9 protein-coding genes are annotated in these 13,532 nt (G+C 70.3%); 2 read left to right on the top strand and 7 right to left on the bottom strand.

The annotated features are described in order from the left end of the window. Positions 1-94 precede the first annotated feature (94 nt). Complete coding sequence (gene proS, locus POF73_RS26110) at positions 95-1,510, bottom strand: proline--tRNA ligase (RefSeq protein WP_272120090.1); 1,416 nt, start codon at positions 1,508-1,510, stop codon at positions 95-97. Positions 1,511-1,709: 199 nt separating this feature from the next. Here proS and POF73_RS26115 point away from each other — a divergent pair, with 199 nt between their 5' ends. Next, the gene (locus POF73_RS26115) at positions 1,710-2,567 is read left to right on the top strand and encodes a class I SAM-dependent methyltransferase (RefSeq protein WP_272120091.1); all 858 of its coding nucleotides are present in this window, start codon (positions 1,710-1,712) and stop codon (positions 2,565-2,567) included. A 43-nt stretch (positions 2,568-2,610) separates the two neighbouring features. Here POF73_RS26115 and ftsH read toward each other — a convergent pair whose 3' ends face one another. The 6 genes from ftsH to nsdA all read right to left on the bottom strand — a co-directional run bounded on the left by ftsH (position 2,611) and on the right by nsdA (position 12,401). Beyond that, positions 2,611-4,551: an ATP-dependent zinc metalloprotease FtsH gene (gene ftsH / locus POF73_RS26120; protein WP_272120093.1), complete on the bottom strand. Its 1,941-nt coding sequence runs from the start codon at positions 4,549-4,551 to the stop codon at positions 2,611-2,613. 114 nt (positions 4,552-4,665) lie between these two features. Continuing rightward, positions 4,666-6,219, bottom strand: coding sequence for a signal recognition particle protein (gene ffh / locus POF73_RS26125; RefSeq protein ID WP_272120096.1), 1,554 nt, complete (start codon positions 6,217-6,219; stop codon positions 4,666-4,668). 150 nt (positions 6,220-6,369) lie between these two features. Continuing rightward, positions 6,370-8,817 (bottom strand): [protein-PII] uridylyltransferase, encoded by a 2,448-nt coding sequence (locus tag POF73_RS26130; protein ID WP_272120098.1) that lies wholly within the window; start codon positions 8,815-8,817, stop codon positions 6,370-6,372. An 81-nt stretch (positions 8,818-8,898) separates the two neighbouring features. Continuing rightward, on the bottom strand, positions 8,899-9,237 hold the full coding sequence (locus POF73_RS26135) for a P-II family nitrogen regulator (RefSeq protein ID WP_003997576.1): 339 nt from the start codon (positions 9,235-9,237) through the stop codon (positions 8,899-8,901). Beyond that, positions 9,234-10,574 carry an ammonium transporter gene (locus tag POF73_RS26140; RefSeq protein WP_272120107.1) on the bottom strand — a complete coding sequence of 447 codons (1,341 nt, stop codon included), beginning with the start codon at positions 10,572-10,574 and terminating at the stop codon, positions 9,234-9,236. Before POF73_RS26140 ends, POF73_RS26135 begins: the two co-directional genes overlap by 4 nt. A gap of 333 nt (positions 10,575-10,907) precedes the next feature. After that, complete coding sequence (nsdA, locus tag POF73_RS26145) at positions 10,908-12,401, bottom strand: transcriptional repressor NsdA (protein WP_272120108.1); 1,494 nt, start codon at positions 12,399-12,401, stop codon at positions 10,908-10,910. 459 nt (positions 12,402-12,860) lie between these two features. On the opposite strand from nsdA, the gene POF73_RS26150 reads away from it, so the two are divergent. Continuing rightward, on the top strand, positions 12,861-13,517 hold the full coding sequence (locus POF73_RS26150) for a bifunctional DNA primase/polymerase (protein ID WP_272120110.1): 657 nt from the start codon (positions 12,861-12,863) through the stop codon (positions 13,515-13,517). Positions 13,518-13,532: the final 15 nt, after the last annotated feature.

Below are 13,532 nucleotides of genomic sequence, written 5' to 3' on the forward strand. Positions count from 1 at the left end.
CCGGCGCGTAGCCCGCGTCCACTCGACGGGTCCCCTGTGGCTCACGAATACGCAAGAGGCGTTTCGGCCGCTCTCGATCCCCACGGGCGTCATCTCAATAAGCGCGCGCAACGACCGCGACGTTACCGGGTGCGTCCTCGGCGTCCGGCACCGACCCGTCCTCGGCGAGCAGACAGCGTACGGTCACGGCGTGCTCGGCCAGTCTGGCCTCGCCTTCTTCGCCGAGCGTCGCCCACGGCAGGCGCGCCCAGCCGCCGGCGACCGCGGCCTCGACGGCCTCCTCGATCGTCGACACGTCGACGGTGCGTGACACGCGGCGCTCGCGGGACTGCCGTAGCAGAAGGTGCTGGTCTTCTTCGAGGAGCGTGGGGAGCAGGGGCACGAGCGTGTCCAGCGGCACGGGCTCCTTGCTGCCGGGGATGCGGCGCGTGAGCATCGCCGTGCCGTTCTCCAGGTCACGGGGGCCGATCTCGATGCGGACCGGGACGCCCTTGAGTTCCCAGTCGACGGCGCGGCGGCCGAAGGGCGTGTCCGTGCGGTCGTCGACGTGGACGCGGATGCCCGCCGCCTTCAGCCGGTCCCCGATTTCGCGGACCTTGGCCAGAACCGCCTCGTCGCCCTTGATCGCGAGGACGACGGCCTGGATCTGCGCCAGGCGCGGCGGCACCCGCAGTCCGTTGTCATCTCCGTGAGTCATCACCAGGGCACCGATCATGCGGGTGGTCGAGCCCCAGGAGGTCTGCCAGACCAGTTCCTGTGTGCCTTCCTTCGACAGGTACCGGGTGTTGAAGGCCTTGGCGAAGTTCTGGCCCAGCTCATGGCTGGTGACCATCTGGAGGGCCTTGCCGTCGCCCATCATGCTTTCGAGCGTGAGGGTGTTGACGGCGCCCGCGAAGCGCTCCTTGGCCGTCTTGCGGCCCGACAGGAAGTCCATCGCGAGGACGTTCTCCAGGAAGTCGCCGTAGACGTGCCGCTGGATGTGCGCGGCGAAGTCGCGCGCCTCCTCGTAGGTGGCGTGCGCCGTATGGCCCTCCTGCCAGAGGAACTCCGTGGTGCGCAGGAAGAGGCGGGGCCTGAGCTCCCAACGGACCACGTTCGCCCACTGGTTGATCCGCAACGGCAGGTCGCGGTAGCTCTGCACCCACTTCGAGAAGTAGTCGTTGATGATCATCTCGGAGGTCGGGCGGACGACCGCGGGCTCCTCCAGTCCCTTGCCGCCGCCGTGTGTGACCACCGCCAGTTCGGGCGCGAAGCCCTCGACGTGGTCGGCCTCCTTCACGAAGTAGGACTGCGGGATCAGCAGCGGGAAGTAGGCGTTCTGCGTGCCCGTCTCCTTGATCCGGACGTTCATCTCGGCCTGCATCCGCTCCCACAGCCCGTACCCGTACGGTCGGATGACCATGGTGCCCCGCACCGGACCGTTGTCGGCCAGCTCGGCCTTGTTGATCAGATCCTGGTACCAGCGGGGGAAGTCGTCCGCCCGCGGCGTGAGTACGGGTGCCTTTGCCATGGCGCGATGCTACGGATCCACGTTGCCGCGATGTGAATTCTTTTCGCCGGCGTAGCAGGCCCACAAGCCGGACCCCCAGACCCCTGGACGAGAGTGCGGACGCGGAGTTTCCTGGCATACGGGGGGGAGTGCGAGCGCACGTCACGGGGGCTATGGAATCGGGTACAGCGGCAACTCTCGGCGGATTGGGGCGCTTTACATGACACCTACGCTCGTGCGGCAGCACGTGCCTCATGCAGGCCCGGCACCTCGCGTGGACCTGTGTGCACGCGCGCGTGACTGGTCCGAGATCCAGGAGCGGATGCTGGTCCCGCTCTACGAGGCCGTCTACGAGCGACTGGAAGTGGGCCCCGGCACCCGGCTGCTGGGCCTCGGCTGCGGCAGTGGGCTCGCCCTGCTGATGGCGGCGTCAAGAGGCGCGGCCGTCACCGGTGTCGAGTCCTCCTCCCCCGAACGGCTGACCCTCGCACGGCAGCGTCTGCTGCCCGGGGCGTGGGACACGCGCGCGCGTACCGGCGCCAGGCTGGTCGACGGCTCACCTCGCGACGCGGCCGACGCGGAGACGCCCGCGTACACCCTGGTGACCGCCTTCGAGCCCATCGGGTGTCTGGCGGGCGACTCCGAGGGGTTCGGTGAGACGCTCGCGGCCGCGACACCGCTGGCCGAGCGCGGGGCCGCCGTGGTGCTCGCCGGCTGGGGTCCGCCGGAGCGCTGTGCCACGTCGTCCGTGCTGCGGGTCGCCACGAAACTGGCCGATCCCCTGCGCAGTACGGGGAGTTGGCGCCCGGCCCTGCGTGACGACCTGGAGGAGGTCGCCCAGCACGCGGGCCTCAGGCCCGACGGTTCCGGGCGGGTGGCGTGCCCCTTCGGGTACGCGGGCGTCGACAGCGCCGTACGAGGACTGCTGTCGACTGGGCTCTTCGACGCGGCGATCGCCGCGACCGACCAGGCCCAGGTCGACAAGGAGGTGGCGGAGGCACTGCATCCGCACCTGCGGCGGGACGGCACGGTGTGGATGCCGAACGTCTTCCGGTACCTGATCGCCCGCGTGCCCTGAGCCCGGCGTCCCGGCCCAGAGCCTTGCGCCACGGAGCCTTGCGCTACGGAGCCTCGTTCTTCGTCAGCCTGGTGATCCCGGCGATCCGGTACGCGTCGACCTCCTCCAGCGTCTCGTTCTCCAGCAGCGCCTCCGCCAGGGCGTTCAACTGGCCGCGGTGGTCGCGAAGTTTGCGGCAGGCCTCCTCGTAGCACTCGTCGACGATGCGGCGCATCTCGTGGTCGATGACGTCGAGGGTGTGCGGGGCGGCCGAGAGCCCGTACGCCTGCTGGGCGTCGCTCGGCAGGGCGGACAGCCTGCCCACCCGCTCGCTCATGCCCCAGCGGGCGACCATCGCGCGGGCGATGTTGGTGACCTGTTCGAGGTCGTTCTCGGCACCCGTGGTGACGACCCCGTAGACCTCCTCTTCCGCCGCCATGCCGCCCAGGGCGCCGATGATGCGGCCCCGCAGATAGCCCTCCGAGTGCGCGTACCGCTCCACCTCGGGGGTCGACATGGTCACGCCGAGCGCGCGGCCGCGCGGCACGATGGTGATCTTGCGTACGGGGTCGGCGCCCGGCTGGAGCATGCCGAGGAGGGCGTGTCCGCTCTCGTGGTACGCGGTGCGTCGGCGGTCCTCCTCGGGCATCACGAGGGTGCGCTCGGCGCCCAGTTGCACCTTCTCCAGGGCCTCGGACAGGTCCGACTGGGTGACCTGATCCTGCTTGCGCTTGACCGCGAGCAGTGCGGCCTCGTTGGCGAGGTTGGCCAGATCCGCGCCGGTCATGCCCGGGGTGGTACGGGCAAGCTGGGTCAGGTCCACGTCCTCGGCGAGCGGAATCTGGCGAGTGTGGATCTTCAGGATGGCCTCGCGTCCGCCGCGGTCCGGCGGAGCGACGCTGACCACCCGGTCGAAGCGGCCGGGCCGGGTCAGCGCCGGGTCCAGGATGTCGGCGCGGTTCGTGGCCGCGATGACGACCACGCCCTCCGAGCCGGAGAAGCCGTCCATCTCGGTGAGGATCTGGTTCAGCGTCTGCTCGCGCTCGTCGTGACCGCTGACCGAGGCGCCGCCGCCGCGCATGCGTCCGATGGTGTCGATCTCGTCGATGAAGATGATCGACGGTGCCACCTTTCGGGCCTCGGCGAACAGCTCCCGGACCCGGGAGGCGCCCACGCCGACGATCATCTCGATGAACTCGGACGCGGAGGCGGAGAAGAACGGCACGCCCGCCTCGCCCGCCACCGCACGGGCCAGCAGGGTCTTGCCGGTGCCGGGCGAGCCCGCGAGCAGCACGCCGCGCGGCATCTTCGCGCCCATCCTGCGGTAGGCGTCGGGGTGCTCCAGGAAGTCGACGACGTCGTCCAGCTCGCCCTTGACCTCGTCGATGCCGGCCACGTCGGCGAACGTCGTGCGCTCCGTGCCCGGCTGGAGCTCGACCGGTTTGGGCGGCGCCTTGCGGCCGAGCATGCCGCCCGCGCCGCCCAGGCCCCCCGTGCCCATCCGCCGGGCGAAGAAGACCCAGACCGCCACCAGGAACGCGATCGGGATCAGGGAGAACAGCAGGTTGGACAGAACACCGCGCTCCCGTACGACCGGCTCCGCGGTCACCGTCACACCGCGGCTGCTCAGTTCCTGCCAGAGGTCGTCGTCCGCGAAGGCCGGGCGCTGCGTCTTGAACCTGGTGTAGTCACCGTCGCCGTCGGGCTTGTCCCGGGCGTCCTTGAGCTCGCCCTGGATGGCGTCGCCCTTGGAGTAGATCTTGGAGACGTTGTCGGCGTCGACCTGCTTGCTGAACTCCGTGTAGGAGATCGTCGGCTCGTTGCCCCGGTCGAAGTACGACAGCCCCACATAGGCGAGCAGGAACACGATCACCGCGGTGAGGAGCAGGCCCCACCACCGGCCGCGCCCCCATCGGCCGCGGGGCCGCCCTAGCGGCTCGTCCGGCGTGCCCTCGGTGCGCCACGGCTGGTCAGGGGCCTTGCGTGGTGGCGCGGCATTGCTCATATCTGGACGTTACGGCAGACCGCGGGCCATGGCACGCGCAGAGGGCGCCCCTTGTGAAGAAGGGCGCCCTCTGCGGCGTACGGAACGGAACTCGGCCGATGAACTTCCCGGAACTCAGCCCATGAACTTCTTGAACTCGTCCGGCAGCTCGAAGTCCTGCGGAGCCTGCTGGCCGGGCACCCCGAAGGCGCCGCCGCCCTGGGCCGCCGCGGCCCGGCGGGCGGCCTCCTCCTGCTCCTGCTGCTTGCGCTTCATCGGGTTGCCGGAGCGCTGCTTGCCCTTGGCCTTCTTCGGCTGCTTCTTGGTACGGCCGGGACCGCCGCCCATGCCCGGCATCCCCGGCATCCCGGGCATGCCGCCGCCCTGGGCCATGCGGGACATCATCTTGCGGGCCTCGAAGAACCGCTCGACCAGGTTCTTGACCGCGCTGACCTCGACGCCGGAACCGCGGGCGATACGGGCGCGCCGCGAGCCGTTGATGATCGTCGGTTCCTGGCGTTCGGCCGGGGTCATCGACTTGATGATCGCGGCGGTGCGGTCGACGTCCCGCTCGTCCAGGTTGTTGATCTGGTCCTTGATCTGGCCCATGCCCGGGAGCATGCCGAGCAGCTTGGAGATGGAGCCCATCTTCCTGACCTGCTCCATCTGGGCCAGGAAGTCGTCGAGGGTGAAGTCCTGGCCCTTCTTGGAGGCCAGCTTCTCGGCCATCTTCTGGGCTTCGGCCTGGTCGAAGGTCTTCTCCGCCTGCTCGATCAGGGTGAGCAGGTCACCCATGTCGAGGATGCGGGAGGCCATCCGGTCCGGGTGGAAGGCGTCGAAGTCGTCGAGCTTCTCGCCGTTCGACGCGAACATGATCGGCTTGCCGGTGATCTGCCGGATCGACAGGGCGGCACCACCGCGGGCGTCACCGTCGAGCTTGGAGAGCACCACGCCGTCGAAGCCGACGCCGTCGCGGAAGGCCTCCGCGGTGTTGACGGCGTCCTGACCGATCATCGCGTCGACGACGAAGAGGATCTCGTCCGGCGAGACCGCGTCCCTGATGTCCGCGGCCTGCTGCATCATCTCCTGGTCGATGCCCAGGCGCCCGGCGGTGTCCACGATCACGATGTCGTGGACCTTGGCCTTGGCGTGCTCGATGGAGTCCTTGGCGACCTTGACCGGGTCACCGACGCCGTTGCCCGGCTCGGGCGCGAAGACCGCGACGCCGGCGCGCTCGGCGACGACGCTGAGCTGGTTGACGGCGTTGGGGCGCTGGAGGTCGGCGGCGACCAGGAGCGGCGAGTGGCCCTGCTCCTTCAGCCAGCTGCCGAGCTTGCCCGCGAGGGTGGTCTTACCGGCACCCTGCAGACCCGCCAGCATGATCACGGTCGGCGGCTGCTTGGCGAAGCGCAGGCGGCGGGTCTCGCCGCCGAGGATCGTGACGAGCTCGTCGTTGACGATCTTCAGGACCTGCTGGGCAGGGTTCAGCGCCTTGGAGACCTCGGCGCCGAGGGCGCGCTCCTTGACGTTCTTGATGAACGTCCGGACGACGGGCAACGCCACGTCCGCTTCGAGGAGTGCGATGCGGATCTCGCGCGCTGTGGCGTCGATGTCCGCCTCGGAGAGCCGTCCCTTGCCGCGCAGGTTCTTGAAAGTCGCTGAGAGGCGATCGGAGAGAGTATCGAACACGGCGCTCGCGGTCCTCGGGGTCGGTGGCAGCTGGGAATCGCCCTCCAGGGTATCCCGGCGAAACAGGTTGCCGGGATCCCCGGGGTCAGGGCCTGTCTTTCGGATCAGCTCGGCGTCGCGGGCCCTGGCACCCGACGCGAAAGACAGACCCTAGCCCCGCAATGTCTCCTCCAGCTTGCGGGCCACGGCGGCCGCCTCCTCGCCGGGCAGCGGCGCGCCCTCGGGGCCTGTGACATAGAACGCGTCGACCGCGTTGGCGCCCAGAGTGCTGACGTGAGCGCTGCGCACCCGCACGCTCGCGTCCTCCAGCGCCGTGCCGATCCGGAACAGCAGTCCCGGGGCGTCCTGGGCGCGCACCTCGATGACCGTGGCCAGCCGGGAGGCGGCCGGGTGGACCGACACCCTCGCTGCCGGGGCCACCACGCCCCGGCGCCTCGGGTACGCGGCGTCCCGCTCGGCGAGACGGCCCGCGATGTCCAGGGAGCCGTCCAGGGCGCGTACGAGGTCGGCGCGCAGCCGGGTGGCCTGCGGCAGGGAGCCGTACTCTGCGGCGACCCGCCAGTTCAGCAGCAGGACGGAGCCGTCGACGCCGTCCGGCAGATCCTGGGCGCTCAGCTCGGCGGTGCGCACGGTCAGGCGGTGCATCGCCAGGACTCCGGCCACCGCGGGCAGCACGCCCGGCTGGTCCGGTACGGCGATGACGAGCTCCACGCCGAGCGGCTCCGGATCGCCGGGGGACTGCTCCTCCGCCGGCGGCTCGGTCTGCGCGCGCAGGGCGAGGACGGGACTGCCAGTGGCGACCGCCTCGATGGCGAGCCGCTCCTGCTCGGCGGTGGGCGCCGCGGCCTCGGGCTCGACCGGCTCGTCCCCGGCGAGCACGGCCGCGACCCGTTTCACCAGGTCGGCGACGAGTGAGCCGCGCCAGGACGACCACGCCGCGGGGCCGGTGGCCAGGGCGTCGGCCTCGGTCAGGGCGTGCAGCAGCTCCAGCGTGCCCTGCGAGCCGACCGCCTCGGCGACCGAGTGCACGGTGACCGGGTCCTCCAGGTCGCGCCGGGTGGCCGTCTCGACGAGCAGCAGGTGATGACGTACGAGAGTGGAGAGCACGAGGACGTCGTCGCGGTCGAAGCCGATGCGCGCGGCCACGTCCTTGACGATGATCTCGCCGGCCACCGAGTGGTCGCCGGGCCAGCCCTTTCCGATGTCGTGCAGCAGCGCGGCCACCAGGAGCAGGTCGGGGCGGTGGACACGGCGGGTGAACTCGGAGGCGCGCACGGCCGTCTCGATCAGGTGCCGGTCGACGGTCCAGATGTGCACGGCGTTGCGCTGCGGACGGCAGCGCACCCGCTCCCAGTCGGGCAGGAAGTGCGTGATCAGCCCCTCGGCCTCCAGCGCCTCCCACACGTCGACGGTCGGCCGGCCGGAGCCCAGCAGGGTCACCAGCTGTTCGCGTGCCTCGGCGGGCCAGGGCGTGGGCAGCGGGCGCGCGGTGGCCGCCAGGCGCCGCACGGCGTGCAGGGAGAGCGGGAGTCCGGCCTGTGCGGCGGCAGCAGCGGCGCGCAAGGGGAGCACGGGGTCGCGTTCGGGGCGCGCGGCGCGGGCGAGCACCACCTCGCCGTCCTGCTCGACCACGCCCTCCGCCAGCGGGGAGCGCTCGGCGGTCGGCTTCCCGCCACCGAGCATGGCGCGCAGCCGCGGCCGTACGGCGCGTGCCCGCAGTACCCGCCCCACTTCACGCCACGTCACATCGCTGGCGTACGAGATGACCCGGGCCGCCTCGTACACCTGGCGCAGCAGCGTGTCCGCGTCGAGCAGCCCGAGCTCGGCGGCGACCTGGTCCTGCTCCTGCAGCGCGAGCCGGTCGGTGGCCCGCCCGGTGGTCAGGTGGAGGGCGTCGCGTACGTCGAGCAGTCGGCGCCGGGCGTCGGCGAGGCCCTCGCGCGGGGCGTCGGCCAGCCAGGAGGCGGCGACGGCGCGCAGGATGGTGGCGTCCCGCAGGCCGCCGCGCGCTTCCTTCAGATCGGGTTCCAGGAGGTACTGCAGCTCGCCCTGCCGCTCGGCGCGTTCGGCGGTGAGCTCCTGGAGTTCGGGCAGGCGCTTGGGTGCCTGGTTGCGCCAGTCGGCGAGGACGGCCGTACGCAGTCCGGCCGTGAGGCCCAGGTCGCCGGCGATGTGCCGGGCGTCCAGCAGGCCCAGCTGGACCTTGAGGTCCTCGCCTGCCGTTTTGCGGGCCTCGGCGGGCGTACGCACGGAGTGGTCGAGGGCGAGGCCGAGGTCCCAGATCGGGTACCAGATGCGGTCGGCCAGCGCGGCCACCGCCTTGCTGTCACCGCCGTCGTGCAGCAGGACCAGATCCAGGTCGCTGCGCGGGGACAGCTCGCCGCGGCCGTACCCGCCGACGGCGACCAGGGAGACGCCGCGCAGCCCTTCGGCACCGGCCGCGAACAGGCCGGTCAGCCATTCGTCGGTCAGCTCCGCGAGGGCGGCACGGCGCGGCGGCCCGGACTGCGCCCCCTCGGTGAGGAGACGCAGCCGGGCCGCCGCGTAGCCGCTGGGTCCCGAGTCCTCTGCATCCTTGCGAACGTCCGTACCCGTCACCCAGCGACTCCTGTCCTTCTTCTGTTCAGAGCGCCACTCGTGGAGCGCGTCTCTCCAGAGCACTTCTCGCGAAGCGCGTCCTCAGAGCGCGTCCGGCCCGCGCTCACCGGTCCGGACCCGTACGGCCGTCTCGACCGGCAGGGACCAGACCTTGCCGTCACCGATCTTGCCAGTGCGGGCGGCCTTGACGATGACGTCGATCAGCTGCTCGGCGTCGTCGTCCTCGGCCAGTACCTCGATGCGGATCTTCGGGACCAGGTCCACGGTGTACTCGGCACCGCGGTAGACCTCGGTGTGGCCCCGCTGACGACCGTAGCCGCTCGCCTCGGTGACCGTCAGGCCGTGCACTCCGAAGGCCTGGAGGGCTTCCTTGATCTCGTCGAGCCGGTGCGGCTTGACGACTGCGGTGATGAGCTTCATGCGTCCACCTTCTTGCTCGCGGCTGCGGCCGGAGCCGCGACGGCGGTCTTCGCAGCACCGCCACCGGCGCCGCTGAAGTCGTATGCGGTCTCGGCGTGCTCGGCCTGGTCGATACCGGTGACCTCTTCGTCCTCGGAGACCCGCATACCGATGGTCTTGTCGAGGATGAAGGCGAGGATCGCGGAGACGATCAGGGAGTAGGCGAGGACAGCGCCGACACCGGCGAGCTGCTTCCACAGCTGGTCGAAGCTGTGGTTGCCGTAGAAGACGCCCGTGGCCTCGGACTGGCCCTTACCGCTGGCGAAGAAGCCGATCAGGAGGGAGCCGACGACACCGCCGACCAGGTGGACACCGACGACGTCGAGCGAGTCGTCGTAGCCGAACTTGTACTTCAGGCCGACGGCCATGGCGCACAGGACACCGGCGATGGCACCGACGGCGATCGCGCCGAGCGGGGTGACCGCACCACCGGACGGGGTGATGGCGACGAGGCCCGCGACGGCACCGGAGGCGGCGCCCAGCGTGGTGAACGCGCCGTGGCGGATCTTCTCGTAGATCAGCCAGGCCAGCATGGCGGCGGCGGTGGCGACCTGCGTGTTGACGAACATCAGCGTGCCGACGCCGTCGTCGTTGCCCAGCCACGAGCCGGCGTTGAAGCCGAACCAGCCGAACCACAGCAGACCGGCGCCGAGCATGACCAGCGGCAGGCTGTGCGGACGCATCGGGTCCTTCTTGAACCCGACCCGCTTGCCGATGACGAGGATCACACCGAGCGCCGCGGCACCCGCGTTGATGTGAACCGCCGTACCACCGGCGAAGTCGATCACGCCCATGTCGAAGGCCCAGCCGCCCTCACCCCAGACCCAGTGGGCCACAGGGAAGTAGACGATCGTCGCCCACAGCGCGATGAACAGGGCCCAGGCCGAGAACTTCACCCGGTCCGCGAGAGCACCGCTGATCAGGGCGGGTGTGATGATCGCGAACATGAGCTGGAAGACCATGAAGGCAAGGAGCGGGATGTTGTAGGTACCCCACAGCTCGCCCTTGTCGACCCCGGTGAGGCCGACCCAGTCGGAGTTCCAGCCGATGAGGCTGCCGGAGTCGGTGCCGAACGCCATGGAGAAGCCGTACAGCACCCACAGGATGGTGACGATCCCAAGGCTGATGAAGCTCATCATCAGCATGTTCAGGGTGCTCTTGACGCGGACCATGCCTCCGTAGAAGAAGGCCAGGCCCGGGGTCATGAGCATCACCAGGGCGGAACAGATGAGCATGAAACCTGTGTTGGCGGGCGACAGCTCTACCTTGTCTGCCGCCATCATGATGGCTGGTGCCATCGGCGTCTCCTCGTCATTGGTACGGCCCCGTGCGGGCGAAGCCTGAGCGGAATGAGGGGCGGGCCGGTTATGCGCCACGAGATTGACGCAGCGCGGTTTCGGTGGGCGCCCCTGGTTGTTTCGCCGCCGTGACGAAGGTGCCGTGCGTGTTACGCGTTGATGAACTGCGAGATGTTGGGCTGCGCGATCGTTATCGTGGCGCAACCTTCGTTGAAGGAGCAGAGCCGACCGCGGCGGGCCTTCCGATGACCTGGCATGGGGGAGCCGAGTCGGGCAGTTCGGGAGGGCCGGCCGCGGCCGGGGTTCTGGGGGTTTCCGGGAATGACCCGGGGCTCAGACCGCCTCGACGCTCTCCGGCAGTTCCACCGACAGCCGGTCGGTGAGGTCCACGACCTCGGCGAGATCCCCGAAGTCGCGCACAGCCGTGTCGACGGTCTTTCGAATACGAGTGTTGACGCGCTCGGAGCGCACCTTCTTGGCGATACGCATGGCCTGCTCGGCGTAGACCGCGCTCTGCTCGGGCTCGCGACGCAGCAGATGCACCGTGGCCATGCCGATCAGGTTCAGCGCATACGACCGCTGGTGCTCGCTGTCCTTCTCGAACAGGTCCACGGCCCGCTGCATCACGGGTTCGGCCAGCGAGGCGTACGTCGGGCTGCGGCCGGCGACATAGGCGAGGTCGCGGTAGGAGTGGGAGTTCTCGCCGTACAGCTCGGCCTCGGAGAAGAAGCGGATCCAGTCGGGGTCCGGCTCGTCCCAGTCCCCGGCCTCGGTGAAGGTGTCCTCGGCCATCCGGACCGCCCGCTTGCACTTGCCGGGCTGGCCCATGTTGGCGTAGGCGCGGGCCTCCATCGCATACAGCATCGACTGGGTGCGCGGGCCGGCGCAGTCCCGGCTGCCGTACTGCGCGAGATGGATCAGCTCCAGGGCGTCGTCGGGCCGGCCGAGGTGGATCATCTGGCGGCTCATGCTGGAGAGGATGTACGAGCCGAGCGGCCGGTCACCGGCCTCCTTGGCGGCGTGCAGCGCGAGGACGAAGTACTTCTGCGCGGTCGGCTGCAGTCCGACGTCGTAGGACATCCAGCCGGCCAGCTCGGCCAGCTCGGCGGCGACCTTGAACAGCTTGCGGGTGGTGGCCTCGGGCTGGGGTTCCTGCAGCAGGTCGGTCACCTCGTGCAGCTGGCCGACGACCGCCTTGCGGCGCAGGCCGCCGCCGCACTGGGCGTCCCACTGCCGGAACATCACGGTGGTGGACTCCAGGAGGTCCAGCTCGGGCTTGGACAGGCGGCCACGCGCACGTGTGGAGGGGACGGGCCGGGTCTCGTGGTGCGGGGCGGGCGGGGCGGGGACCAGCCAGCGCTGCATCGGCTCGATGAGCGCCGGGCCCGCGGACAGGGCCAGCGAACTCCCGAGAAAGCCGCGCCGCGCCAGCATCAGGTCACTGCGGGAGAACTCGCTCAGCAGGGCCACCGTCTGCGGACCCGTCCAGGGCAGGTCGACACCGGACACGGAGGGTGACTGACGGGCGGCGCGCAGACCGAGGTCCTCGACGGAGACGACGCAGCCGAACCGCTCGGAGAACAGCTCGGACAGGATCCGCGGGATGGGCTCGCGGGGGTTCTCGCCGTCCAGCCAGCGGCGTACGCGGGAGGTGTCGGTCGAGATGTGGTTGGCACCCAACTGGCGGGCGCGGCGGTTCACTTGACGGGCGAGTTCGCCCTTCGACCAGCCGCTGCGCACGAACCAGGACGTGAGCAGTTCGTTCGGGCGCTTGTCAGCGTGCGATGCGCTACCTGCACTCGTACCGCTTCCGCTGTTGCCGCTCACTGGAACGCCCCCATCCCTTGGACCACTTGTCACCGAGTGCGCCAAGCCCTATCAGAATGCCGGTAAATACGGTCGCCGTCCGGCGGTTCTCACCCTTCGAACGGAAAGCCGACTTGCCCCCGGCATACCCACGAGCGCATGTGCCCCGAAGCTGTGTGCACTCACAGTAATCCTACGATCACGCCTCCAGCCATGGCGATCCCGGAATCGCCACCATTCGCCACCCCTTCGAATGAACTAACGGTGGCCTCTACGCGATTCACTTGACATGGGACGACCGGAAGTGGGCAGAGCGAAGCACTCTGGGGCGTGCGTCGCGGAGTCCACAACCCTGAGCACCTCAAAGCGCCGCGTGAACCGAGCGGAGCCAGGAGGCAACCGGTCACCCCAGGGAACACACAGGGTCACGTTCCGCATCCGCGTCGTAACCACCGGCGCGCTGGACCCGTTGGAGGGGGCATGGGCTTCACGATCGGCGGCATCCGGGAGATCCGATCCGGCTCGCGACGACGCGGCCGTTCCTCGGAGTGCACCACCGTCGCCGAGTTCACCGGCTTGTGGAGCTGGGACGTGGTGCCGGGCGCGCGGGCCGCGGCGGGCGCCTGTTCGTGCGGCCACTCCGACTGTGACGCGCCCGGCGCACACCCCCTCGCCTTCGCGCCCGAGGTTCCGGCCGGGGCCACACTCGACGAGGTCAGCAAGGCGTGGGCAGAGGTCCCGGGCGCCGCGGTGATGCTGCCCGTCGGGCGCGCGTTCGACGTGATCGAGGTGGCCGAGCCCGCCGGACGCCGCGCGCTGGCCCGGCTCGAACGCATGGGCCTCCCCCTCGGCCCGGTCACCGCGACCCCCGACGGCCGCGCCCACTTCTTCGTCGCCCCCGGCGCCGCAGCCGAGCTCCCCGAGCTCCTCTACCGCATGGGCTGGGACGACCCGACCCACCTCGATCTGCGCGGCCTCGGCCCCGGTACGCACATCACGGCCCCGCCGTCCGACCGGGGCGGCCTGGGCCCGGTGCGCTGGCTGCGACCCCCGGCACTGGACACGGCGACGAAGCCACCGGCTGCGCGGCTACTGCTGGGGACCTTGGCCTACGTGGCCCACAGGTCGCGCGCATAGGTGTACACAGCGAAG

It is taken from the genome of Streptomyces sp. HD (genome assembly GCF_028369295.1).
Classification (GTDB): Bacteria; Actinomycetota; Actinomycetes; order Streptomycetales; family Streptomycetaceae; genus Streptomyces.

Excerpts from the sequence above, each read along its gene's own strand:
- proS (WP_272120090.1), bottom strand. The coding sequence starts at position 1,510 with ATGGCAAAGGCACCCGTACTCACGCCGCGGGCGGACGACTTCCCCCGC.
- POF73_RS26115 (WP_272120091.1), top strand. The coding sequence starts at position 1,710 with ATGACACCTACGCTCGTGCGGCAGCACGTGCCTCATGCAGGCCCGGCA.
- ftsH (WP_272120093.1), bottom strand. The coding sequence starts at position 4,551 with ATGAGCAATGCCGCGCCACCACGCAAGGCCCCTGACCAGCCGTGGCGC.
- POF73_RS26135 (WP_003997576.1), bottom strand. The coding sequence starts at position 9,237 with ATGAAGCTCATCACCGCAGTCGTCAAGCCGCACCGGCTCGACGAGATC.
- POF73_RS26140 (WP_272120107.1), bottom strand. The coding sequence starts at position 10,574 with ATGGCACCAGCCATCATGATGGCGGCAGACAAGGTAGAGCTGTCGCCC.
- POF73_RS26150 (WP_272120110.1), top strand. The coding sequence starts at position 12,861 with ATGGGCTTCACGATCGGCGGCATCCGGGAGATCCGATCCGGCTCGCGA.